The sequence below is a fragment of the Pseudomonas sp. LAIL14HWK12:I10 genome, assembly GCF_900184205.1.
Classification (GTDB): domain Bacteria; phylum Pseudomonadota; class Gammaproteobacteria; order Pseudomonadales; family Pseudomonadaceae; genus Aquipseudomonas; species Aquipseudomonas kermanshahensis.
Map to the genome: position 1 here is coordinate 222,569 of NZ_FXWU01000010.1, position 22,800 is coordinate 245,368.

Here is a 22,800-nt window from a genome sequence, read left to right on the forward strand (position 1 = left end):
TTACACCTTTACAAGGATTTTGTTCATGACCGATGCCACTTCCGCACGCCTGCGGCCCCTGGCAGACAGCTCCCCGTCGGCGGTGGTCGCCGGCTTCATTGCCATGCTCACCGGCTATACCAGCTCACTGGTGCTGATGTTTCAGGCCGGCCAGGCGGCCGGGCTGACCACTGCGCAGATTTCGTCCTGGATCTGGGCGCTGTCGATCGGCATGGCGGTGTGCAGCATTGGCCTGTCGCTGCGCTACCGCACGCCGATCACCGTGGCCTGGTCGACCCCAGGCGCTGCGCTGCTGATTACCAGCCTGGGCGGCGTCAGCTATGGCGAGGCCATCGGGGCGTACATCACCTGCGCCGTGCTGGTGCTGATCTGCGGCCTGACCGGCAGCTTCGAGCGCCTGGTCAAACGTATTCCGGCCTCGCTGGCCTCGGCGCTGCTGGCGGGTATCTTGTTCAAGATCGGCAGCGAGATCTTCGTCGCCGCGCAGCATCGCACCGTGCTGGTGCTGGGCATGTTCTTCAGCTACCTGCTGGTCAAGCGCCTGTCGCCGCGTTACTGCGTGCTGGCCGCGTTGCTGGTCGGTACGGCGCTGTCTGGCGCCCTTGGCCTGCTGGACTTCAGCGGCTTCCGCCTGGAAGTGGCCACGCCGGTGTGGACCACGCCGAGCTTCTCGCTAGGGGCGACCATCAGCATTGGGATTCCGCTGTTCGTGGTGGCGATGACCTCGCAGAACATGCCCGGCGTGGCCGTGCTGCGGGCAGATGGCTACCAGGTCCCGGCTTCACCGTTGATTTCGGCGACCGGGTTTGCCTCGTTGCTGCTGGCACCGTTTGGCTCGCACGGGGTGAACCTGGCGGCGATCAGCGCAGCGATCTGCACCGGGCCACATGCCCATGAAGACCCGAGCAAGCGCTACACCGCGGCGGTGTGGTGCGGGATTTTCTATGGCATTGCCGGGGTGTTCGGGGCAACGTTGGCGGCGCTGTTTGCGGCGTTGCCGAAAGAGCTGGTGCTGTCGATTGCGGCCTTGGCGTTGTTTGGCTCGATCATGAACGGGCTGACCGTGGCCATGGGCGAGGCGCGCGAGCGTGAGGCGGCGTTGATTACCTTTATGGTGACGGCGTCGGGGTTGACGCTGTTCTCGATCGGGTCGGCGTTCTGGGGGATTGTGGCGGGGGTTTTGACGTTGATGATCCTCAATCCGCGCAGGATCTAAGGTGTTGTAGCTGCACCGGCCTCTTCGCGGGGCAAGTCGGACCGCGAAGAGGCCGGTGCAGGCTACACAAAGCTCAAAGCCTGAAATGCCCGACCATCCCCTTCAAGTCCGTGCCCAACTGCGCCAGCTCGACACTCGACCTGGCATTGTCCTGCATCGCGAACGCCGCCTGATCAGCACTGCCGCGGATCTGCGCAACGCTGCGGCTGATCTCTTCGGCCACCGAGCTCTGCTGCTCGGCCGCGGCGGCAATCTGCTGGTTCATCTGCTGGATCATTGAAACCGCCGAGGCAATGCTGCCCAGCGCACTTTCAGTCTGCAACACATCCGCCACCGCCAAACGCACCAGCTCGGTACTGCCGCGGATCTGCGCCACCGACTGCTGGGCGTTGCCGCGCAAGCTCCCCACCAGGGTCTCGATCTGCTCGGTCGATTGCCGGGTACGCCGAGCCAAGGCCCGCACCTCATCGGCCACCACCGCAAAACCACGCCCCTGCTCGCCCGCACGCGCCGCTTCGATCGCGGCATTGAGCGCCAGCAGGTTGGTCTGCTCGGCGACGCTCTTGATCACTTCCAGTACATCGCCGATGGTGTGGATCTCGGCACTGAGGCTGTCGATGCCGGCACTGGCCGTCTCGGCAGCCGACGCCAACTGCTCGATACGCTGCATGCTCTGACGCACCACCACTTGCCCAGACTCGACCTTGTCATCGGCAGACTGGGCCGCCTGCGCCGCTTCCTCGGCATTGCGCGCCACATCGTGCACGGTGGCCGTCATCTGCTGCATGGCGGTGGCCACCTGTTCGGTCTCCTCCTTCTGGCTGCCCACCTCGCGGTTGGTCTGCTCGGTCACCGCCGACAGCGCCTGCGCACTGCCGGCCAGTTGCTCGATTCCCTGCTGCAGCCCGCTGACAATGCCCGACAGCCCGGCCGCCATCTGCTGCATGGCCTGCATCAACTGCCCCACCTCGTCGCGGCGCGGCGCTTCTGCTTCCAGGCTCAACTCGCCCGCGGCAATGCGCTGGGCACGGGCGATGACGCGCTTGAGCGGCCCGACCACCGCACGGGTGATCAGCCAGGCAGCCAGCACACCCACCAACAGCGCCAGCCCCGTGGCCAGGGCGATGGCCAGGGCATTGCGCGACAACTCACCTTGCAGGGCCTGCTCCTGCGCCAGGTAGGCCTGGTCGACCCGGCCGGTGACCTGCTCGGCCCGCGCCTGCAGCTGCGCCTTCAGGCCCTGCTCCTTGGCCAGCAGGTCGGTGTATTCGTTAAGTTTGTCGGAGAAACTGCCGATGTGCCCAGCCACTTCGCCCAGCACACTCTGGTACCCGGCATCACTGACGGCGGCCTTGAGCTGCTCGACCAGGCTTGCGGCTTCGAGGGTCTGGGCGATGCGCGTCTGGCCCGTGCCTTCTTCACCCTTGCGGCTCTTGTCCAGGCGCACGCGGGCTTCGTCCATCGCTTGCAGCATCAGCCGCGACACCTGCGCCACCTGCGCGGCCTGCTCCAGAAACTCGCCGCCCTGCTGGCCCTGGGATTGTTTGAGGGTGTAGGTGCCGTCGTCGGCCAGCCCGGCCTGCAGCACATCCAGGTTGTTGGCCACGCTGGACACCGACCAACTGGCCATGTCCAGCGCCAGCTCCTTGGCCTGCACCGCTTCGACAAAGGCCTCGAACGCCTGGCCATAGGCGCTTAGCTCAGCCTCGGCCGCCGCCAGCGCCGGCAAGCCACGGGCACGTTCAGCCAAGCCCTGCAGGCCCGTGCGCAAGGCCTCGGCCTGCTTGATGTCGGAACTCATGGCAAAGGTTTGTTCGTGCTGGCGCAACCTGAGCAGGTCGGTATTGAACTGGGCCAGCTGGCGCAAGCCGTCGAAGCGTTGGCCCACGCTGTGCAACGCGGCGATGCCGATGGCCGCCACCGCCAGCGTCAACAACAGCACCAGAGTAAAGCCCAGGCCGAGCTTGCGGGCCATGCCCAGGTTGGCCAGAACACCGTGCTTGGTCGCGCCCATCGCCGATTCCCCTTCACCTTGTCAGGTTTTGCCGAAGGCCAAGCGTGGCAACGATACCCGTGCACTCACAAGGGCCTGACGCCAGAATAGTGTCAAATAGCTATGAGCGTGTCGCTTTCAGTGTGCTGGAGGTCGCCCTGCGTGTTTGAAGAAGGCCTGGGCGCGGGAATCCTGCCCGTAAGCGACATTGATGCGCAGCCAATCGCTGCTCGCGCCCTGGTAATCGAAGGCGCTGCCAGGGGTGAGCAGCACCGCATGCTCCAGGGCCAGCCGCTCCAGGCTGGCAACGTCACGCCCAGGTACCCGCGCCCACACGAACATACCGCCGTAAGGCTCACAGAACACCTCCCACCCCGCCTGCTCCAACTGCCCGAGCAATTTGGCCATGTGCTGGCCCAGGCGCACCCGCAGGCGTTGCACGCTTTTGCGGTAGCTGCCGTTGGCAAGCATCTGCCCCACCACCTGCTCGGCGAAGCGCGACGTGCCGATGCCACTGACCATCTTCAGCTCGGCCAGCCGCGCCAGCAGGGCCGGGTCGGCGACCAGGTAGCCGACCCGCAGCGAGCTGCTGAGGGTTTTGGAGAAGCTGGCCATGTAGATGACCCGCTGTTCGCTGTCTAGCGTGGCCAGGCGCGTGGCCGGGCCTTCCTGGAAGTCGGCGTAGATATCGTCTTCGATGATGCGCAGGTCGTGCTCGCGGGCCAGTTCCAGCAGGCGGTAGGCAACCTTGGGGGTCAGGCTGGTGCCGGTCGGGTTGTGGTACAGGCTGTTGATGAACAGGCAACGCGGGCGGTGTTCGGCCAGCAAGCGCTCCAGCGCCGCCAGGTCTGGGCCTTCGGCCAGGCGGGGCACGGGCAACATGCGCACCTGGTGTTGGCGCAGCAGGTTGTACAGGTTGTAGTAACCGGGGTTTTCCACCAGCACCGTATCGCCAGGGCGCAGCAAGGTGCGCACCAGCAGGTCGAGGCCATGGCTGGCGCCTTGAGTGGTGAGGATGCGTTCGGGGCCGGCGGCGATGCCCTGGCGCGCCAGGCGCTTGTGCAGTTGCTGACGCAGGCTGGCCAGGCCCAGCGGTGGGCAGTAGTCGAACAGGTCTTGCGGGTTGCCGCGGCTGACCTGGCGCACCGCCTGGGCCAGCTCGGTGGCCGCACGCCAGCTGTTGGGCAACCAGCCACAGCCGAGCTTGAGCAGCTCGTCATGGCCCTCGCGAAACTGCCGCCAGTGGCCATCGCCAGCCTCGCCCCAAGGCAAGCCATCGTCCGCCTCGCCCACCGGTTTGCGCTCGGCGACGAAAAAGCCGGTGCCATGCCGCGCCTCCAGCCAGCCGCTGGCGACCAGGCGATCATAGGCCTCGATCACACAAGACGCGCTGACCGCCTGGCTGCGCGCCAACGCACGGATCGACGGCAGACGGGCGCCGGGGCGCAGGCGTTGGTGGCCGATCCAGGTTTGCAGGTGGTTGGTGAGCTGCTGCACCAAGGGCGTGGTGCTGGTGCGGTCTAGAGGGAAGTGCATGGTAAGTGTTCGCAGGTTTTGAGCGAACAGTTAAGCATAAATGGGGTGGCGGTGTGCCTGGTTGCCGGGGCTGATTGGAATCATTGTTGCCACACCAGCACGGCCCTCACATCGCACGCGCTTCGTGTAGGAGCAGCCTTGTGCTGGGAAGAGGCCGGTAAAAACAGCCAAGATTTCCGGTGTTGTCACCGGCCTCTTCGCAGCACAAGGCTGCTCCTACAGGGGTTTTCACAGCCCATTGAACTGCGAAGAGGCCGGCACTGCCCTCTTAAAACCCAGGATCTTACCGATGCCCCGCGCCCCCGCCAGACTGGCCTTCGCCCTGTGCCTGATCACCCTAGCCGTCAACCTCCAGGCCCCGCTCTACATCACCTACGCCGACCTCTCCGGCCAGGGGGCCGCCGCCACCGCCGTGGCCTTCTCCGGCTACGTGCTGGGCGTACTCCCGGTACTCCTGGCCCTCGGCGGGCTAGCCGACCGGGTTGGCCGCCGCCCATTGATCATCGCCGCGCTGATCCTGTCGATGATTGCCACCGTGCTCATGCTACTCGCCCCCAGCCTGCAAACCCTTGGCCTGGCGCGGCTGTTCCTGGGCCTGGGCACCGGCCTTGCCTCGGCCACGGCAACCGCCTACATGGGCGAGCTGATGGGCAGTGACGGCAGCCCCCGTGCCGCCAACTGGGTCACCGCCAGCACCTCGCTGGGCTTTGGCCTGGGCGCCGCGCTTACCAGCCTGTTCTTGCTGCGCGGCCCGAGCCTGACCCCAGGCAGCTTCAACCTGCAGCTGCTACTCGCCGCCGTTGCCCTGGTGCTGGTCTGGCGCCTGCCCGACCCGCGCCCGACACAGCGCAGCGCCATGCTGCGGCTGCCGTGCTACCCCCGCGGCAGCGTTGCCTACGGCCTGGCCATCTTGCTGGCCTGGGCCTGCGTTGGCTTGGTCATCGCCCTGCTGCCGGGGATTTTGCGCCAGCATGGCTTGAGTGCCTGGTCAGGCTTTTCGACCTTCTGCGTGATCAGCTGCGGCTTGTTGTTCCAGCCGATGGCACGTCGCCTGTCGAGCCTCAAGGCCACGCTGCTGGGGCTGCTGATTCTGCCGTGCAGTTACGCGGTGCTGGCCTGGGGGGCCGATGCTGGGCAACTGGGGGCCGTGTTGCTGGGCGCGGTGGCGGCCAGCAGTGCGTGTTACGGGTTTATCTACCTGGGCGGGTTGGCGGCGGTGAACCAACTGGCCGGCACAGAAAAAACCCGGGCCAGTGCCGGGTTCTTCCTACTGGCGTACCTGGGCTTCAGCTTGCCGGTGATCTTTACCGGGTTGCTGAGCGACCGCTTGGGGTCACGGATGGCCTTGCTGGTGTTTGGTGGGGTGCTGCTGCTGGGGTGCGTGCTGGTTGGGTTGGCGTTGTGGTTGTCTGCGCGGGCCCTATCGCCGGCAAGCCGGCTCCCACAGGAGGTGCGGTGACCCGCAAGCACCAGGTGACCTGTGGGCGCCGGCTTGTCGGCGATAGGGCCGGGGATGACTGAGCAATACCCTGAAAGCGGGTCAGATCGCCGTAGCTCCACCATCCACTGTCAGGCTGTGCCCTGTGGTGAAGGCTGCCCCATCGCTGCACAGGTACAGCACCGCGCTGGCAATCTCCTCCACCTTGCCGATGCGCCCCACCGGGTGCATCGCCGCCGCGAATTCCGCCTTGCGCGGGTCCGCTTCATAGGCACGGCGGAACATGTCGGTATCGATCACCGCCGGGCACACCGCGTTAACCCGGATGCCCTTCTTCGCATACTCGATGGCCGCCGACTTGGTCAGGCCGATGACCGCGTGCTTGGAGGCACTGTAGATGCTCATCTTCGGCGCCGCCCCCAGCCCCGCCACCGACGCAGTATTGACGATCGCCCCACCGCCCTGGGCCAGCAGCAATGGCAACTGATACTTCATGCACAGCCACACCCCTTTGACGTTGACGCCCATGATGGCGTCGAACTGCGCCTCGCTGCCCTCGGCCAAACGGCCCTGCTCGATCTCGATACCGGCATTGTTGTAGGCATAGTCCAAGCGGCCATAGGCGGCGATGAGCTGCTCATGCAGCTGGCGCACATCCGCCTCCCGAGTGACGTCGCAGGCGATGAACATCGCATCACCGCCAGCCTCGTGAGTCAACGCCACCGTGGCCTCACCGCCGACTGGGTCGAGGTCGGCCACCACCACCTTCAAGCCTTCACGGGCGAAGGCCAGCGCCGTTGCCCGGCCGATACCTGCGGCGCCACCGGTGACCAGGGCTACCTGGCCGGAAAAGGTCATGCTCATCGTTTGCTCCTGGTTGTTTTTTGGGGGATTGCATCAGGGCCGCTAGGTGCGGGGCTGGAGGGGGCGGCGCTCGATCTCCCGGCCACCAAACCTCTTCCGCCGAACACCTGCCGGCCATTACCCAATGCCGCGCCAAACACCCACCCACCATCACCCACCCTCTGCCCCAGAGCATAGTCACCCCCTCCCCCCCAGTGCAGCATCATCACACCCACGGTTGAGCTACCATGCCTACCAGTGATTTTGCGCTACAACCTGCATCAGCAAGGTAAATTGCCCTTACACCGATCAACTGCCCACAAGGACCCGCCATGACCCAGACCAACCGCCGCTTCCTGCTTGCCAAACGCCCGGTCGGCGCCGTGCGCCGTGACGACTTCAGCTTCGAGGCAGTACCCGCCGAACAGCCCGGCGAAGGCCAGATTCTAGTGCGCAACCTGTACCTGTCCCTCGACCCCGCCATGCGTGGCTGGATGAACGAAGGCAAGTCCTATATCCCCCCGGTCGCCCTCGGCCAAGTGATGCGCGCCCTCGGCGTCGGCGAAGTGGTGGCCTCCAACCACCCCGACTACAAACCCGGCGACCACGTCAGCGGCCCGCTCGGCGTGCAGGACTACTTCACCGGCGAGCCCCAAGGCCTGCACAAGATCGACCCCAGCCTCGCACCCCTGCCCCGCTACCTCTCGGCCCTGGGCATGACCGGCATGACCGCCTACTTCGCCCTGCTCGAAGTCGGCCAGCCCAAAGCCGGTGACACCGTGGTCATCTCCGGCGCCGCCGGCGCAGTCGGCAGCATCGTCGGGCAGATCGCCAAGCTCAAAGGCTGCCATGTGGTCGGCATCGCCGGCGGCGCCAAAAAATGCCAATACCTCAAGGACGAACTCGGCTTCGACGGCGTCATCGACTACAAGGCCGAAGACGTGCTGGCCGGCCTCAAGCGCGAATGCCCGAAAGGGGTAGACGTGTACTTCGACAACGTCGGCGGCGAGATCCTCGATGCCGTGCTCACCCGCATCAACCTCAAGGCCCGCATCGTCATCTGCGGCGCCATCAGCCAGTACAACAACAAAGAAGCCGTCAAAGGCCCGGCCAACTACCTGTCGCTGCTGGTGAACCGCGCACGCATGGAAGGCTTTGTGGTGTTTGACCATGCCAAGGATTACGGCAAAGCCGCGCAGGAAATCGCCGGCTGGCTGGCCGCTGGCAAAGTGAAGAGTAAGGAAGATGTGGTGGAAGGGTTGGAGACCTTCCCAGAGACGCTGCTCAAGCTGTTCAGCGGCGAGAATTTTGGCAAGTTGGTGTTGAAGGTCTGACAGCGCACCACGCGCTAACAAACTGCACAAAAAAAGGCCAGCACACACGTGCTGGCCTTTTTTGATCAGGTTCGGCTCAAGCCCAACCCAACACCTTATCCGCGAATTTCCGCAACCACCGCAGCCAAAGCCTGTGCCGGGTCCGCCGCCTGGCTGATCGGCCGCCCGATCACCAAGTAATCCGAGCCAGCATCCAACGCCTGGCGCGGGGTCAAAATGCGGCGCTGGTCATCCTGGGCACTACCTGCCGGGCGAATACCCGGGGTCACCAGTTGCAGCGAAGGGTGCGCAGCCTTCAGTGCCGTTGCCTCCAGCGCCGAGCACACCAGCCCGTCCATGCCCGCCTTCTCGGCCAAGGCCGCCAGGCGCAGCACTTGTTCTTGCGGGTCAACATCCAGGCCGATACCCGCCAGGTCTTCACGCTCCATGCTGGTCAGCACGGTCACGCCAATCAGTAACGGCTGCGGGCCGCTGCGCTTGGCCAGCACTTCACGGCAGGCCGACATCATGCGCAGGCCACCGGAGCAATGCACGTTGACCATCCACACGCCCATCTCGGCGGCAGCCTTGACGGCCATGGCCGTGGTGTTGGGGATATCGTGGAACTTGAGGTCGAGGAATACTTCGAAGCCCTTGGCACACAAGGTTTCGACGATGCCCGAGGCACTGCTGGTGAACAGCTCCTTGCCAACCTTTACCCGGCACAGCGCAGGGTCAAGCTGGTCAGCCAGCTTCAGAGCGGCCTCACGGGTAGGGAAGTCGAGGGCGACGATCAGGGGCGTCTGGCAGGCGGACATGGTCAGGGTCTCTTGGCAAGTCGAAAACGGCGCGCATTGTAAACGAAGTGACGCAGGCTTTGGGGGCCGCGGGTCACGGAATTGGCCCTGCAAGGCCTGACTTCTATAATTGAACCAAAGGAACCGGCAATTGCTCAAATTTCATACAAGCGCCGCCCCATGATGATCAAAGGAGAACGACAATGCCCTGGTATGCCTGGCTGATACTCATCATAGCCCTCGGCTCGATTGTCGGCGGCCTGATGATGCTGCGAGATACGGCGAAGAAACTGCCGCTGACGGATGAGCAACTGCGCAAGGTGCATGAGCGCAATGCTGAGGCTGATGCGAAGGACGCGCAGGACCGCTAAATCCCCTACCCCATTATCTGTAGAAGACAGCAACGTCCATTCGACGTCGCTGTCATGCCAACTGCAAAGGCCTTAGTCCGCCCCCTCTCAACCTGTGGCAGCTGGACTTGTGGGAGCGGGCTTGCCCGCGAAGAATCCAACACACTCTTCGCTCGAGTTCCAGCTGGCTTTACCTATACCTCTCCATGGTCAAGTGATGCATACGTCCATAAACGGGCTGAGCCAAGCATCGCCTGCCCAGCCCGACTGCTGATTACTCCACCATTACCTTGTCCCGATTACGCTCCAGCAACGCATTGCCGATTCCCTTGATCTCCAGCAGCTCATCCACCGACGCGAATGGGCCGTTGGCTTCCCGGTAGGCGACGATCGCTTCAGCCTTGGCCTTGCCGATGCCGTTCAGTTCTTTTTGCAGGGTTGGGGCATCGGCCTTGTTCAGGTCTAGGCGGGTGGTCTGAGCTTCCATGTGGGTGACGATTGGCACTGGTTCCTGCATGGCGGTGGTGCTGGCGGGGGCGGCGCTGACCGAGAAGGACAGGCTGGCGAACAGGGGCAGAAGCAGGTAGGACAGAACGGTATTGCGCATTAGGGATCACTCCTTGGGTTGGTCTTATCTAGCAGCAGCTTTCCTTTGGCTGCGCAATCAACCCTAGCGGTATTCCATTGTTCTAACTAGACAGGCGGCTCGATGAATCGTTACCAAATGGGACAGCAAATAGCGGAGCTTCGTATACCCATATAAAGCGCCATGGCCCCACACTTCACATGATGACTAGCCTTAATCCAAATATTTTATAACCTGCACGAAAAGTACCTTAAGGTAATACTTACATTCGGACTTCTGACTGTGAACATTCCTACAAAAACGCAAGCAAAGTAGTTCGCCCCTTAAAGCGAGACTCGACACCTAACTAGGGTAGATATAGGACGCGCACTTGCGGGGCCGCATTCGTAAATCGCTCGTGCCCATTGCTTCTCAGCAATGGGCACGAGCGATTCGTTTATGACTTCTCGGCAAAAACAATCAGCCGCGGTGGCGACCACGGAAGTAATTGATCAGACCTTGCGTTGAGCCATCTTCAGCAGCCTCATCGTTACTCCCGACTAAACGCCCGTATACGCCGTTGCCCAGCTCCTTACCCAGCTCGACCCCCCACTGATCGAAGGCATTCACACCCCAGATCACGCTCTGCACGAAGACTTTATGCTCGTACATTGCAACCAGTGCACCAAGACGGCGCGGGTTAATGCGTTCGACAACCAAGGTGTTACTTGGGCGGTTACCCGGGATCACTTTATGCGGGGCCAGCTTCTCGATATCTGCTTCATTCAGGCCTTTTTCCCGCAGCTCGCTTTCTGCCTCATCGCGGGTCTTGCCCAGCATCAACGCCTGACTCTGCGAAAGGCAGTTGGCGTACAGCCATTGATGATGGTCAACCACTGGGTTGAAACTCACTACCGGTACGATGAAGTCAGCAGGGATATGGTGGGTGCCCTGGTGCAAGAGCTGGTGATAAGCATGTTGCCCGTTGCAGCCAACGCCGCCCCAGATCACCGGGCCGGTTTCGGTCTTCACCGGCGTTCCATCCTGCAGGACGCTCTTGCCATTGGACTCCATGTCCAGCTGTTGCAAATGCTTGGTGATGTTTCGCAGGTAGTGGTCATACGGCAGGATCGCATGGCTGCGGGCGCCCCAGAAATTGCCATACCACACGCCCAGCAGGGCCAGCAGCACCGGCATGTTCTGATCGAACGGCGCGGTCTGGAAGTGCTGGTCCATGGTGTAGGCACCAGACAACAGCTCCTTGAAGTTGGCGGTACCGATGGCCAAGGCGATCGGCAGGCCAATGGCCGACCACAGCGAATAGCGCCCACCGACCCAGTCCCACATCGGGAAGATGTTCTCTTCACGGATACCGAAGGCGACGGCGGCAGCCTTGTTGCTGGAGACGGCAATGAAGTGCCGGTACAACTCGGATTCAGCCCCGCCATGGGCCAAGTACCAGGTGCGCGCAGCCATGGCGTTCTTCAACGTCTCTAACGTGTTGAACGACTTCGACGAGACAATGAACAGGGTGGTTTCGGCGCGCAGGTTGGCCGACAGTTCGTGGAACTCACTGCCGTCGATGTTAGCCAAGTAATGGCAGCGTACGCCGCGTTGTGCGTAGGGCAGCAGCGCTTCGGAGACCAGTTCAGGGCCGAGGAACGAACCGCCGATACCGATGTTGACCACGTCGGTGATCGGCTTTTCGCTGTAACCGCGCCACAGACCGTTATGAATGCGTCCGACCAGTTCGGTGATCTGGTTAAGCACTTTGTGCACTTCCGGCATCACGTTGACGCCGTTGACGCTGAGCTTGTCGCCCACCGGGCGGCGCAGGGCGGTGTGCAGCACCGGACGGCCTTCGGAGGCGTTGATGATCTCGCCGCTGAACATCGACTTGATCGCATCCTGCAGGCCGACTTCGTTGGCCAGGTTCACCAGCAGGTCGCGGCTTTGCTCGGTGATCAGGTTTTTCGAGTAGTCGAGGAACAGGCCGCAGCTGCTCAGGGAGAACTGAACAAAACGCTTGGCATCGGCGGCGAAGGCTTCGCGCATGCTGAAGTTCTGCATGGCCTCACGGTGGTGCTGAAGCGCCTGCCAGGCAGGGAGGGCCGTCACATCACGGGGGTTACGGTAGTACGGCATTGCGAATGATTTCCTTGATGCATAATCTGTCCATGAACAACAGCCAGCTGCTGCCAATTTCGGCGGGCATTATAGGCACTGTGCTCGCTAGGGGAATGGCTGGCGGGATAAATTGTAAGCTTGGCCGCCATCGTGACACTGACTCTATTAGTCAGCCTCCTTTCAGATCTCAATCGCCCCCAAAAAATGCCGATCTGCCTGTGGAGAGACAGCTGGGACATCGCGTGCCCTATTCAAACCTGACGCAATTGATGCCTTTCGAACCAATCATACAGGCCTCAAAGAACCATCTGAGCCCGTAAGCATCTGAATTCTATAGCCATAATGGATAAATTTTAGCCAGCATTGAGTCCTATTTTGTAGCAATTGTGCTGAGATAACAGTCGATTGAGCAGATCGCATTGGCAGCGCAATCGGTGGATATCGACGTTATAAGGGCCAAGACGGACCCACCGTTTAAGCTGGCACCTCCCGAGGTGATATCTTTTTGACATCACTCATAACTATGCAGCTCTTGGGCTACAGCTCCTAACCATCTAGCCCCTGCCGACATACGGATCTTGCAGCCAACTATTGAGATGTGCAGAGAGGTGACTGTGTCGCTATCACCACAGATCGAGTGAATCGAGCAGGCTTAAGATTGCAAATTCGCTCAATTTTCTTGACGCTTGCGTCTCATCGAATTACCCTCGCGCACCTTAGAACATGGAAGTATCCGGGAAATCCCCAGCCTACCCGCCAAGGGAATCGGGCCTTTCGTGAAGATGAATTCCGGCGTGCTTAGGCGCGCTGCTTTGCTTTGCGGTAACCATCTTGAAGCCTCGTTCGTCGCTGCAGATTCAGAAATCAGTCATCTTTGCCCTAGTCCTGCGCGAGGCACGAGCCCGCATTGGGGATCGACGCATGGGCGCGGTCTGGATCCTGATCGAGCCAATTTGCCATCTGCTGATTTTCTCACTGCTGTACACCATGATTCGTGGCCGGACGATCTCCGGGGTCGAGTATCCCGTTTTCGTGCTGGTGGGCATGGCTCCGTTTTTGCTCTACCGCAACACGGCACTCAGGTTGATGGACAGCCTACGGGAGAACCGATCCCTGTTCGGCTACAAACAGATCAAACCCCTCGACACCTACATAGCACGCGTAATCGTCGAAGCCTGCATCAGCGGGCTTGTCTACGCCCTTATCGTGTTCGGCTTTGCCTGGTGGGGGTTCGATATGTCCATCAACAACCCACTGATGTGGTTCATGACACTGGCGCTTGGCCTGCTTTTTGCATTCAGTCTCGGCATGGTATTGGCGCTGATCACGCATGCCTTACCTAGCCTGAAGCTGGTCATACGCATGGTTTTCTTCCCCCTCTATTTCATATCAGGGGTACTCATCCCTGCGGCGTACCTGCCACACGCATTGATGCCGATCCTGCTGCTCAACCCGTTTCTTCACTTGACCGAACTGATTCGCGGCGAGGTACTGCCGCATTACGCAATGGTCGACGGCATCTCAATCGGTTACGTGACTGGCTTCACCCTGGTGCTGTTGTTCATTTCGCTGGGCAGCTACAGGGCACGCAGGCTGCATTTGATTTCCACCAAGAATGGATAAGGCCCGGCTACCGTGTTCGAATTGAGAAACGTCACCAAGTCATATCTGACGCCCAAGGGGCGCCGATATGTCTTTCGGAATCTGTCGCTAGCTATTCCACCTGGGAAGAACATCGGCCTTATCGGCCGTAACGGCGCTGGCAAGTCAACACTCATGCGGCTCCTAGGTGGGGCCGACGTGCCTGACTCGGGCACGATTGTCACCGACAGAAGTATCTCCTGGCCGGTTGGTTTGACGGGTGGGTTCCAAGGCAGTATGTCCGGTAGGGACAACATCAAATTCGTCTGCCGAGTCTATGGCGCAGAAGGCGAAGCAATGCGCGAGAAGATTCGCTTTGTCCAAGAGTTCGCCGAAATTGGCACCTGGATAGACGAACCGATTAAAACATACTCGTCCGGTATGCGCTCTCGCGTTGCCTTTGGCCTAAGCATGGCGTTTGACTTCGATTACTACTTAATCGACGAAGTCATGTCGGTGGGTGACGCTCAGTTCAAACGTAAGTGCAGGAAGATTTTTCGCGAGAAGCTAAAGACCTCCAATGTTGTACTCGTGTCACACTCGATGTCAGAAATCAGCAAACTCTGCGATATCGTTTTGCTCGTGAAAGATGGCGAAATAGAGATTTACGAAGACGTGATCGAAGGCATCAAAGCTTATAGCGCCTAATAATATTTTTTTGCAAGACTGTTCCATTCAAGGATGCATCACATTATGAGCAGCACGGGTAAATTCAAGGGCTGGGGCCTAGCAATCGCAATGGTCGCCCTACCAATGGTCCTGGCGGTCGTCTACTACGGTGCGTTCGCCGTTGACCGCTTTGTCAGCTCTTCCCAAGTGGTGGTGCGTCAAGACGGCAATAACCAGGCAGCGCAGGTCCCAGGTCTCGCGACTCTTTTGACCGGGACCAACCCGGCGTCGCGAGAGGAAACGCTTTACCTTCGTGAGTACATAACGTCGACAGACATGATGTTGCTACTGGAAGAGCGCGTGCACTGGATTGAGCAGTATGCCGCCCAGCGCAGCGACATTTTCTTCTGGCTGGATGAGAATGCCGAACGTGAAGACCTGCTCAAGTACTACCAGCGCATGGTTTCAGCCCACTACGACGAAACGACTGGCCTGCTGCGCGTAGAAGTCCAGGCCTTCACGCCTGAGCTTTCCGAGAAGATGCTTCGCACCATCCTGCAAGCCAGCGAACACTTCGTCAACGAAGTCAGCCATAAGATTGCACGCGAACAAATGAAGTTCGCCCAAGGCGAACTGGAAACCGCACGGCTGAACTACGCCAAACGCAAAACTCAACTGCTGACGTTCCAGAACGAGAACAAGGTTCTTGACGGCGGCACCACAGCCCAAAGTCGGGCAACTATCATTGCCGACCTCGAGAGCCAATACACGAAGGAGCAGGCCCTCCTTACCGAGATGACCTTCAAACTGCGCAATGATGCCCCTCAGGTCAGGCAGCAGCGTCAGAAGGTTGAATCGATTACTCAACAGCTGAGTAAAGAAAAACGCCTTTTGGTCTCCTCCCCACAAGGTACACAGTTGAACGTAGTGGCCTCGCGCTTCCAACAACTGACGCTGGATGCCGGGATCGCTGAAGAAAGCTACAAGACTGCTGTTGCCGCTGTTGACAACGCCCGCATCGAAGCTAGTAAGAAAATTCGGACGCTAGTAACAGTTGTTAGCCCAAATACCCCACAACTCGCCCTGTACCCAGAACGTTGGTACAACCTGGCGACCATTTTGCTTGGCCTGTTGATGCTCTACGGCATCACCCGCTTCATTCTGGCTTCGATCGAGGATCATCGTGATTAAATCCCTGGCTGTCTCTCGCACCTTCAACCTGAAGCTGGCAGCACTGGCCCTGGCAAGCCTGAGCCTGGCCGGTTGCGGCGGTACGATTTCCGGCGCAGGCCCTTACAAAGGCGCGATCGAAAGTAAAACCGAGGCCTACACCCTCGTCGACATTGACGCGAAGACCATCGCGCCCTACATGCGAGGTGCTGTTCCACCGGTGCTGGCAACGGTCACCAAGCCCGTGCCGCCGGAAGTACGGCTAATGGCAGGTGACACACTCAATGTATTGATCGCTGACACCGCACCGGAAGGCTCGTCTCTGTTCGCCCCGCTGGCTACGGGCGGCACACAGCTCAAGTCTCGTATTGACTCTGAAGGGAAGCTATCTCTCCCTTATGTGGGCCGCCAATTCGTCGCCGGCATGACATTGAATCAAGTTGAAAACATGATCCATCGTCAATTGAAAGGCATTACTACAGACGTGCAGACTCACGTCGAGCTGGTAGGTGACCTGTCGGGCTCGGTACTGGTTGCTGGCGCGGTTAAAACCCCAGGACGTTTCAGCACCCTCCAGGGTCCGCTGACCCTGCTCGACGCTGTCAACCAGGCGGGAGGCCCGGTACTCGAGCCTCACTTGGTTAACGTGACTGTGCGCAACGGCAGCCAAGTCCAACAGTTCAACTATGAAGAAGTTTTGGCAGGCAACAACATGGTTTTGCGCCCGAACTCTGAAGTAGTGCTTGACAGGGCACGACAGCGCTTCGTCGCCATGGGCGCTGTAACATCGCCAGGGCTGAAAGACTTGCCCGACCGCAATACTAGCCTGCTCGATGCATTGGGCAGCGTAGGTGGCCTGCGCGAAGGCAGCGCCAACGCAGAAGGCGTCTTCGTCTTCCGCATGGAGGCCGGCAAACCGAAACCTGTCGTCCTGCGCCTGAACATGCGAGACCCTGCGGCCATTTTCTATGCCCGCCAGGTGATGGTTAAACCAGACGATACGATCTACGTAACAAACGCAGCCGTGTATGAGTGGCAAAAAGTCATCTCCCCGATCGTGCAAACCATGGTTCTGGGACGCGCGACTGGTGTGAATTGATAGCTGGCGTAAACATGCCCGGGCAGCCGGGCATGATTACGCGCAGCGAGTCAGATGGACCACCTCATCGTCACCGACTCTTGAATACACCGGCATAACCGTCAGTCCTGAGTAAACAGCAACCTGAACGATGAATGACATCTCGATTATCGTACCTCTCGACTTATCACAACGTCCGCTGGATATTCTGCGAAAAGCAGTCCGGATGTCGGACGCTGCCGAGAGCGCGCGCATACCTCTGATTTTCTCGCTCAACGATCAGAACAGCCTCAATGACCGGCGCCTCAAAAAAAGCCTAGAGAACAACCGCTATACTACGCTGCTGGCCAAAAAGCACTATACAGGTTCAGTGAACCCATCTTTGCTCCGAAACAGAGCATTCGAAGTGGTGAACACGGAGCTGATTGCCTTACTGGACGTCGACATTTGGCCCGACTTTTCCCTCCTGGAAAAATACAGAGACCTTATAGCCGCCAAGCATTCCCCGTTCTATTTCCTCCCCTGCATGTATCTGACGGCCAAAGGGTCAAAAGACCTTTGCAAGGGGAAAACAACCCCAGCTTTACTGAAAGAAAAATACTTCTCGTTTTCTCGAAAAGAATTCCTGCACCTGGCGAATCCCTCGTCTGTCACTTTGATGAAAAGTGATGACTACGCTGCCATCGGCCAGTTCAACGAATCCTACAGCGGGCATGGTTACGAAGACTTCGACTTCATGATGCGTTTGGCGCAGCATTATGGATCATTGCAGCCCTGCAGAGAAATGATGTCTAACAAGAGTGCGCGCTCGCCATTGTTCACCTCGGGGTTCAGGCGCGCGCTAGGCCGCCTTTCTCTTGATGCTCTATTAAACAAAGATTTTGTTTTCCATCTTTATCATGAACGACCTAATGTAATCGCGCACAAAGAGAGACGGGAATCTAATTACTCAAGATTCGTGGAAACTCACAACAGGAACTGGGGCGACGACATTTCCAAAAGCCTATTGGAAGAATTTATCGAAGCCTGTCGCCTGTCTGATCGAAGCGTCGACGACTACTCAGCGCTCTTCGAGAACAAACCAGGCCACATAGACAGATTCGATACTTTCAAGCGACGTTTGAGATTTTTATTAAATGAATAAAAAGCCAGTGAAGTACAAAAAAATACGGAAATTTCTTCGTGACCCAAACATGTTTTTCTATGACATGTTTCGTAAACGTGTCTTCAAGGATGCTCCACCTGCAGCTATCACCAAGACCGAAGCAAAACCTCAGACGGTGACACGCAGTGTCGACCTTTTAGAGGTGAATCGCCTGGGGCTGCCGGAGTACATTCGCAAGTATCTCAATGCTGGAATAGGCGCCGAGGACGGCGTCAACCCTAACAGCTTGGTACTGTGGAGCGGGTATCTCAACGGCCTGATCAGCTTCATCGCCGGACTAAAAGAATCCACACCGACCAATGTAACAATCTACACCCTAGGCGGTGGATTCAATCTAGCCTCGCGTGCAGATGACCGCTTTGATGTGAAAGCAGTCTGTTCAGCGCTAGCGCAACGTCCAGATTTTGTCGTCGAACTGTGCAATATCCTTGGCGAGACCCATGTTCTGCACTTCTACCTCTACGACCTCGCCGCTACGGGTGAAGCCACCATGCGCTCGGGCCGGGCATGGCAGCGCCGCTTCCCAATAGATATGTTTGAAGAAATCTACGCCCCCAAAGCCAAGCGCGTGGATTATCAGACCATCGACGCGGTTTACACCTGGGTAAACCACACAGACGAAAACTGGCAAACCTTATGGACAGAGTCCTTCCCGGAAGAAGGCTTCGATCCAGACCGCTATACCAATAACGACGAGCTCCGCTATTCGCTACGCTCGCTGAATAAGTACGCACCTTGGTTGAACAAGATCTATGTTGTCTCTAACTGCCAGAAACCAGAATGGCTGCGCGATGACAAAAAGGTAGTATGGGTTGATCACAACGAGATCTTCCCAGATACCGATGTGCTTCCGAACTTCAACTCGCACGCCATCGAAGCATGCCTGCATCGGATACCAGGACTTAGCGAAAACTTCATCTACCTAAACGATGATTTTGTCCTAGGCCAGCCGTGCCTGCCGACTGATTTCTTCGATGAGATCGGGCGCTCACTTGCCTACTTCGAACCTTACGGAATGGCCGGTGACGCAATCAACGAAGAGACACCAGACTATTTGGTTGCTGCTAGCAACTCACGCAAGTTGCTACGGACTGTTTTCCCGAGTTACGAAGCCAAAAACCTCCATCGGCATGTACCCTATTGCTTGAAAAAGTCGGTATTAGAAAAGATCGAAGGGCTATTCCCAGAAGTCTTCACCTTGACACGATCGGCCAAACGCCGTAGCCCGGATGATATCAACCTAACATCATTCCTCTATCACCACTTTGCCTACGCATCGGGCCTGGCGGTCAAGGCAGATGCTCCAGGTATCATCATTCGCCCCACCAATATCTCCCGAGTGGTCAACAAAGAGCGCTTCAAGTACAAGCTCATTTGCTTTAACGATGGCAATGGCAGCGCAGAAGACACCACCTATAAGAATCAGACTCAGATTTTCTTCGATCAGCGTCTATTCCAAAGCGCCCCGTGGGAGCGTCATAGCCCCTCACCTAGTGCGTAAGCTTGCCTAGACGACCAGGATCAAGGAAAAATCCAGTGATTGAGAAGCTATTTAAATCAATGTTTCCCGAAACCAGCATCGATACGATGCTGGACGTAGAGACACGCACACTCCCGATCAAGGAGTATGCCCTGAGCGAGTTGGCGGCCAAGCAGATACTGCCGGACTTCTTCGAGCCGAGCTGCAAGCTATTCACCACAGCCAAGATCTACAACGATATTCTCCAACGAAAGAAGAATGTCGAAATCAAGTTCTTGGGAAAGAAGAAAGTTGTCAACTGCACACTCGTCATCCTCAGTGACACCGCCCAGATCCGGGTGATGTTCCGTCAGAGCCACGCAAAGGTATTCATTGGGGCGAAATGCGAAGGAAAGTTTGACATTCGCCTTAACAACCTCAAGCCGACAATTTGCGTGGGCGATGCTGTTACCTCACGGGGTATGCACATCGCTGTGCATGGCACCGGTATCAGTATTGGCAAGCAATGCCTGATTGGTGAAGATGTCGTCATACAAGGCCATGATGCCCATGGCATCGTCGATATCGACACGCTCGAGCTGATCAACTCTGAAGACGCTCAGACCATCATTGAACCACGCGTCTGGCTTGGCAAGCGCGTCATCGTTCTGCCGGGCAATAGAATCTGCCAAGGTGCGATAATAGGCGCGGCATCCGTGGTCACGAAAGATGTACCCGCGTGCACACTCGCGGTCGGCATCCCGGCAAAAGTCATTAAGCACGGGGTAACGTGGTCGCGATCACGTTACAAAGTCGATGAGGAATGTAAAGACTTTATCAACAGTCTTTGAAGCACTTCGTCCATTAACCATTCGATAACATTTTATCGACTCATAATCAGGAAGATCACATGAGCACTCGTGCTAAAACCGTAATCACCTACGGCACCTTTGACTTGTTCCATGTCGGCCACGTTCGCTTGCTCGAGCGCGCACGCTCCCTGGGCGACCGCTTGATTGTGGCCGTCTCCGAGGACAGCTTCAACGAAGGCAAGGGCAAAAAATCGTACTCTAGTTACGCCGACAGAAGCCAACTCGTAGCAGCCTGCCGTCACGTAGACCTCGTCATCCCCGAACTCACTTGGGAGCAGAAGCGAGAAGACATCATCGCGCATAATGTTGACATTTTTGTGATGGGGGATGATTGGCAGGGCAAGTTCGACTTCCTTAACGACATTTGCGAAGTCGTATATCTGTCTCGCACTCCAGAGATCTCCAGCAGCTTGATCAAATCTCACCTGAAAAACCCAGCGACCCCTGCGGTCGCCTGAGGTCGGATGCGATGAGTGACCGCAAACAGGTTCATTACACCTACGTTGCCAGCGAAAATCTCCGCTTGCTGGAGCAGGAATTTGCTGCGGGCATCGACGCACAGCTGCCCGACTGGGAATCAACGCAAGCGCCCGTGGTAACACGGGCAGGCGCGGTGAACGTAACGTTTTTCATTTATCGACGTGCACACGTCATGATGTCTCATGGCCTTGCCGATAAGAATTACCTGACCCGACGCGACCCTCAACGGGGCTTTGAGATCAACAAGTATCGAACGGTCTGCGTGCCGGGTGATTGGCTCAAGCGTAAGTTGCTCACAACCCGTGGCGTGGAATTGTCGGCTAATCAGATTAAGGTCGTAGGTTGGCCACGAATCGATACGCTGCTGGCTGCCCAGCGTAAGTACTTGTCAGAACGAACGCTGGCGGAGAAGCTCGGAAAACTCTCCCCCTTCCGCAAGATTAAGGTCTTGTGGGCGCCGACGCATAACGCTGAAAGCAAAGCTGGCGTGATTTCCAGCTATCCGGGCATTCTTCACTACGAAGATAGATTGCGTACGCTCTTCGATTACGATGTCTCGCTCCATCCAAACCTACGAGAGTCCAAAAAACCGACTTTTGAAAAGCTCATCGAAGCGGATGTTGTTATCGCCGATCGTGGCACACTTGTTTATGAAGCGTGGGCGCTGGGTAAACCTGTAATCTTCCCGTCTTGGCTTATTGGTGAAGGCAACCTTTATGACGATCTCGGCTCGGCGGAAAGCCATATATTCCATGAGCGTCTAGGACTGCATGCCAACAGCTTTGATGAGATGGTGGACATGATCCGCCAGGTCACCTGCCCAGATGCACGCACACTACAGTTTATGGAGTCCTACTTACCCCGGCGCACACTCGGCTCATCCTACAAGCTAATTGCGGAAGCGGTAGACGAGGTCTGGGAATCCGGCAATCTCAGGATCGCAAAAAAAGTTCTTGCACCGAGCCGCGGAGCACCTCCCTTGGTCGCTGTTTAAAGTACTTAATGCCCCACCTGTGAACAGGTGGGGCATTAAGTTTGGGTTGCCCACTGGGTGACCATGCTGCACTCTTTAAGCACTTTGAATGTACTTATAGGCTTGGGACTTTGAGAAATTCCTGCGGAGGCTTCTCTAGCTCTAAGAAGAATAATTGACATAGTTATAAAGGCACTCGATCATCGGGCGACCTCTACGCTCGGCTACGCTGGCCGGGCCCCACACCGCGCCACGTTGCCACTTGCCGGCGCGCAGCATGAGTAGGAAGTAAAATGATAATAACTCAAGCCCTGGCACAAGAGTTTTGGAATAACCGAATTCTTTTCAAACTCAACTCTCCGAAACCGTCGCAGAAAAAGTACGGCTGGCTGACCCTTGACCAACCGATTCCTTCTTGGCGGGCAGTGACAATAGAGAGCCACTCAGCTCTTTACAAAGGCTCATACAGAGGCAGCATAGGAGGAGGCAAGTACTCCGGCCTGTGCTCCATCGGCTCACTCTCATACTCATATTCAGCCCTGGCTGAATCAATGAAGGTAGGGCGATACTGCTCAATCTCGACTGGCCTCGTCATACTTGACTCTCATCACCCCATGGACCTCGTGACTACTTCTATCATCACGTTTAGGCCTGGTAACGATCTCGTCCGCGACTTCACTAACGAAGAGCAGACAAAGCAGTACAACTGGCACAAATATGACAGAAAGGCCTATCCGCAAATTGGAAATGATGTCTGGATTGGTCGCGATGTAACATTGAGGATGGGTATTACAATCGGCGACGGGGCCGTGATAGCCGCTGGTGCACTGGTTACAAAGGACGTCCCCCCCTACGCGGTTGTGGGTGGTAATCCTGCAAAAGTTCTGAAGTATCGGTTCTCGGAGGAAATAATTGCCGAACTGCTCCGGCTGCAGTGGTGGAATTACGACCCCAGCAAGATATGCCAAATAGGCTTTAAAGATGCAGAGAGGTTTTGCACCGAGTTACAGCACTCAATTGACGCGGCAGAGATCGAAGTTTTCAAACCGAAGACATTCACACTGCAACCCAACCCAAACGCTGCGATCAAAAAGTGAAATAAGCCAGCATCAGAAGGGGCACTTAGAATAAGCTCGGTGCCCCTCCCCCCCAAAAAAAAACGCCGGGACAAAACC

At 58.1% G+C, this 22,800-nt stretch carries 20 protein-coding genes and 1 pseudogene; 14 read left to right on the plus strand and 7 right to left on the minus strand.

Annotated features, from left to right (window positions below; translation table 11 throughout):
* Positions 1-25 precede the first annotated feature (25 nt).
* Positions 26-1,216, plus strand: a complete 1,191-nt coding sequence (locus QOS90_RS21950; RefSeq protein ID WP_085273725.1) for a benzoate/H(+) symporter BenE family transporter — start codon at positions 26-28, stop codon at positions 1,214-1,216.
* Positions 1,217-1,289: 73 nt separating this feature from the next.
* On the opposite strand, the gene QOS90_RS27695 is transcribed toward QOS90_RS21950, so the two are convergent.
* From QOS90_RS27695 to QOS90_RS21960, 3 genes and pseudogenes are all read right to left on the minus strand, one after another.
* Positions 1,290-2,171, minus strand: coding sequence for a methyl-accepting chemotaxis protein (locus QOS90_RS27695; protein ID WP_371918156.1), 882 nt, complete (start codon positions 2,169-2,171; stop codon positions 1,290-1,292).
* Positions 2,151-3,230 (minus strand): annotated as a pseudogene (locus QOS90_RS27700) (HAMP domain-containing protein); the annotation flags it as partial. The pseudogene QOS90_RS27700 and the gene QOS90_RS27695, both read right to left, overlap by 21 nt.
* Before the next feature lie 117 nt (positions 3,231-3,347).
* Complete coding sequence (locus QOS90_RS21960) at positions 3,348-4,745, minus strand: aminotransferase-like domain-containing protein (RefSeq protein ID WP_085273727.1); 1,398 nt, start codon at positions 4,743-4,745, stop codon at positions 3,348-3,350.
* Positions 4,746-5,034: 289 nt separating this feature from the next.
* On the opposite strand from QOS90_RS21960, the gene QOS90_RS21965 reads away from it, so the two are divergent.
* Complete coding sequence (locus QOS90_RS21965; RefSeq protein ID WP_085273728.1) at positions 5,035-6,204, plus strand: MFS transporter; 1,170 nt, start codon at positions 5,035-5,037, stop codon at positions 6,202-6,204.
* An 81-nt stretch (positions 6,205-6,285) separates the two neighbouring features.
* On the opposite strand, the gene QOS90_RS21970 is transcribed toward QOS90_RS21965, so the two are convergent.
* Positions 6,286-7,047 (minus strand): SDR family oxidoreductase, encoded by a 762-nt coding sequence (locus QOS90_RS21970; protein ID WP_085273729.1) that lies wholly within the window; start codon positions 7,045-7,047, stop codon positions 6,286-6,288.
* A gap of 311 nt (positions 7,048-7,358) precedes the next feature.
* On the opposite strand from QOS90_RS21970, the gene QOS90_RS21975 reads away from it, so the two are divergent.
* Positions 7,359-8,360: an NADP-dependent oxidoreductase gene (locus QOS90_RS21975; protein WP_085273730.1), complete on the plus strand. Its 1,002-nt coding sequence runs from the start codon at positions 7,359-7,361 to the stop codon at positions 8,358-8,360.
* A gap of 95 nt (positions 8,361-8,455) precedes the next feature.
* On the opposite strand, the gene pyrF is transcribed toward QOS90_RS21975, so the two are convergent.
* Positions 8,456-9,157 carry an orotidine-5'-phosphate decarboxylase gene (pyrF, locus tag QOS90_RS21980; protein WP_027595997.1) on the minus strand — a complete coding sequence of 234 codons (702 nt, stop codon included), beginning with the start codon at positions 9,155-9,157 and terminating at the stop codon, positions 8,456-8,458.
* A gap of 182 nt (positions 9,158-9,339) precedes the next feature.
* Here pyrF and QOS90_RS21985 point away from each other — a divergent pair, with 182 nt between their 5' ends.
* Entirely contained in the window at positions 9,340-9,507 is a 168-nt protein-coding gene (locus tag QOS90_RS21985; protein ID WP_016500979.1) for a DUF2897 family protein, read from the plus strand.
* Between the two features lie 253 nt (positions 9,508-9,760).
* On the opposite strand, the gene QOS90_RS21990 is transcribed toward QOS90_RS21985, so the two are convergent.
* Both QOS90_RS21990 and pgi read right to left on the minus strand, forming a co-directional pair.
* On the minus strand, positions 9,761-10,093 hold the full coding sequence (locus tag QOS90_RS21990; RefSeq protein WP_085273731.1) for a ComEA family DNA-binding protein: 333 nt from the start codon (positions 10,091-10,093) through the stop codon (positions 9,761-9,763).
* A 438-nt stretch (positions 10,094-10,531) separates the two neighbouring features.
* Positions 10,532-12,196, minus strand: a complete 1,665-nt coding sequence (gene pgi, locus QOS90_RS21995; RefSeq protein WP_085273732.1) for a glucose-6-phosphate isomerase — start codon at positions 12,194-12,196, stop codon at positions 10,532-10,534.
* A gap of 813 nt (positions 12,197-13,009) precedes the next feature.
* Between pgi and QOS90_RS22000 the strand changes: the two genes are divergently transcribed.
* From QOS90_RS22000 to QOS90_RS22045, 10 genes are all read left to right on the plus strand, one after another.
* Positions 13,010-13,801: an ABC transporter permease gene (locus tag QOS90_RS22000; RefSeq protein ID WP_085273733.1), complete on the plus strand. Its 792-nt coding sequence runs from the start codon at positions 13,010-13,012 to the stop codon at positions 13,799-13,801.
* Positions 13,802-13,813: 12 nt separating this feature from the next.
* On the plus strand, positions 13,814-14,467 hold the full coding sequence (locus QOS90_RS22005; RefSeq protein WP_085273734.1) for an ABC transporter ATP-binding protein: 654 nt from the start codon (positions 13,814-13,816) through the stop codon (positions 14,465-14,467).
* A 45-nt stretch (positions 14,468-14,512) separates the two neighbouring features.
* On the plus strand, positions 14,513-15,619 hold the full coding sequence (locus QOS90_RS22010; RefSeq protein WP_085273735.1) for a KpsE/RkpR family capsule polysaccharide export protein: 1,107 nt from the start codon (positions 14,513-14,515) through the stop codon (positions 15,617-15,619).
* Positions 15,612-16,697 (plus strand): polysaccharide biosynthesis/export family protein, encoded by a 1,086-nt coding sequence (locus QOS90_RS22015; protein WP_085273736.1) that lies wholly within the window; start codon positions 15,612-15,614, stop codon positions 16,695-16,697. Before QOS90_RS22010 ends, QOS90_RS22015 begins: the two co-directional genes overlap by 8 nt.
* A gap of 130 nt (positions 16,698-16,827) precedes the next feature.
* The gene (locus tag QOS90_RS22020) at positions 16,828-17,820 is read left to right on the plus strand and encodes a capsular biosynthesis protein (RefSeq protein ID WP_085273737.1); all 993 of its coding nucleotides are present in this window, start codon (positions 16,828-16,830) and stop codon (positions 17,818-17,820) included.
* On the plus strand, positions 17,813-19,342 hold the full coding sequence (locus QOS90_RS22025; protein WP_085273738.1) for a stealth family protein: 1,530 nt from the start codon (positions 17,813-17,815) through the stop codon (positions 19,340-19,342). The genes QOS90_RS22020 and QOS90_RS22025 overlap by 8 nt, the downstream gene beginning before the upstream one ends.
* Before the next feature lie 35 nt (positions 19,343-19,377).
* Entirely contained in the window at positions 19,378-20,151 is a 774-nt protein-coding gene (locus QOS90_RS22030) for a hypothetical protein (RefSeq protein ID WP_085273739.1), read from the plus strand.
* Between the two features lie 59 nt (positions 20,152-20,210).
* Positions 20,211-20,630: a glycerol-3-phosphate cytidylyltransferase gene (gene tagD / locus QOS90_RS22035; RefSeq protein WP_085273740.1), complete on the plus strand. Its 420-nt coding sequence runs from the start codon at positions 20,211-20,213 to the stop codon at positions 20,628-20,630.
* Between the two features lie 11 nt (positions 20,631-20,641).
* Positions 20,642-21,646 carry a CDP-glycerol glycerophosphotransferase family protein gene (locus tag QOS90_RS22040; RefSeq protein ID WP_085273741.1) on the plus strand — a complete coding sequence of 335 codons (1,005 nt, stop codon included), beginning with the start codon at positions 20,642-20,644 and terminating at the stop codon, positions 21,644-21,646.
* 272 nt (positions 21,647-21,918) lie between these two features.
* Positions 21,919-22,722 (plus strand): CatB-related O-acetyltransferase, encoded by an 804-nt coding sequence (locus tag QOS90_RS22045; RefSeq protein WP_085273742.1) that lies wholly within the window; start codon positions 21,919-21,921, stop codon positions 22,720-22,722.
* Positions 22,723-22,800: the final 78 nt, after the last annotated feature.

Excerpts from the sequence above, each read along its gene's own strand:
- QOS90_RS21950 (WP_085273725.1), top strand. The coding sequence starts at position 26 with ATGACCGATGCCACTTCCGCACGCCTGCGGCCCCTGGCAGACAGCTCC.
- QOS90_RS27695 (WP_371918156.1), bottom strand. The coding sequence starts at position 2,171 with ATGCAGGCCATGCAGCAGATGGCGGCCGGGCTGTCGGGCATTGTCAGC.
- QOS90_RS21960 (WP_085273727.1), bottom strand. The coding sequence starts at position 4,745 with ATGCACTTCCCTCTAGACCGCACCAGCACCACGCCCTTGGTGCAGCAG.
- QOS90_RS21965 (WP_085273728.1), top strand. The coding sequence starts at position 5,035 with ATGCCCCGCGCCCCCGCCAGACTGGCCTTCGCCCTGTGCCTGATCACC.
- QOS90_RS21970 (WP_085273729.1), bottom strand. The coding sequence starts at position 7,047 with ATGAGCATGACCTTTTCCGGCCAGGTAGCCCTGGTCACCGGTGGCGCC.
- QOS90_RS21975 (WP_085273730.1), top strand. The coding sequence starts at position 7,359 with ATGACCCAGACCAACCGCCGCTTCCTGCTTGCCAAACGCCCGGTCGGC.
- pyrF (WP_027595997.1), bottom strand. The coding sequence starts at position 9,157 with ATGTCCGCCTGCCAGACGCCCCTGATCGTCGCCCTCGACTTCCCTACC.
- QOS90_RS21985 (WP_016500979.1), top strand. The coding sequence starts at position 9,340 with ATGCCCTGGTATGCCTGGCTGATACTCATCATAGCCCTCGGCTCGATT.
- QOS90_RS21990 (WP_085273731.1), bottom strand. The coding sequence starts at position 10,093 with ATGCGCAATACCGTTCTGTCCTACCTGCTTCTGCCCCTGTTCGCCAGC.
- pgi (WP_085273732.1), bottom strand. The coding sequence starts at position 12,196 with ATGCCGTACTACCGTAACCCCCGTGATGTGACGGCCCTCCCTGCCTGG.
- QOS90_RS22010 (WP_085273735.1), top strand. The coding sequence starts at position 14,513 with ATGAGCAGCACGGGTAAATTCAAGGGCTGGGGCCTAGCAATCGCAATG.
- QOS90_RS22020 (WP_085273737.1), top strand. The coding sequence starts at position 16,828 with ATGAATGACATCTCGATTATCGTACCTCTCGACTTATCACAACGTCCG.
- QOS90_RS22025 (WP_085273738.1), top strand. The coding sequence starts at position 17,813 with ATGAATAAAAAGCCAGTGAAGTACAAAAAAATACGGAAATTTCTTCGT.
- tagD (WP_085273740.1), top strand. The coding sequence starts at position 20,211 with ATGAGCACTCGTGCTAAAACCGTAATCACCTACGGCACCTTTGACTTG.
- QOS90_RS22040 (WP_085273741.1), top strand. The coding sequence starts at position 20,642 with ATGAGTGACCGCAAACAGGTTCATTACACCTACGTTGCCAGCGAAAAT.
- QOS90_RS22045 (WP_085273742.1), top strand. The coding sequence starts at position 21,919 with ATGATAATAACTCAAGCCCTGGCACAAGAGTTTTGGAATAACCGAATT.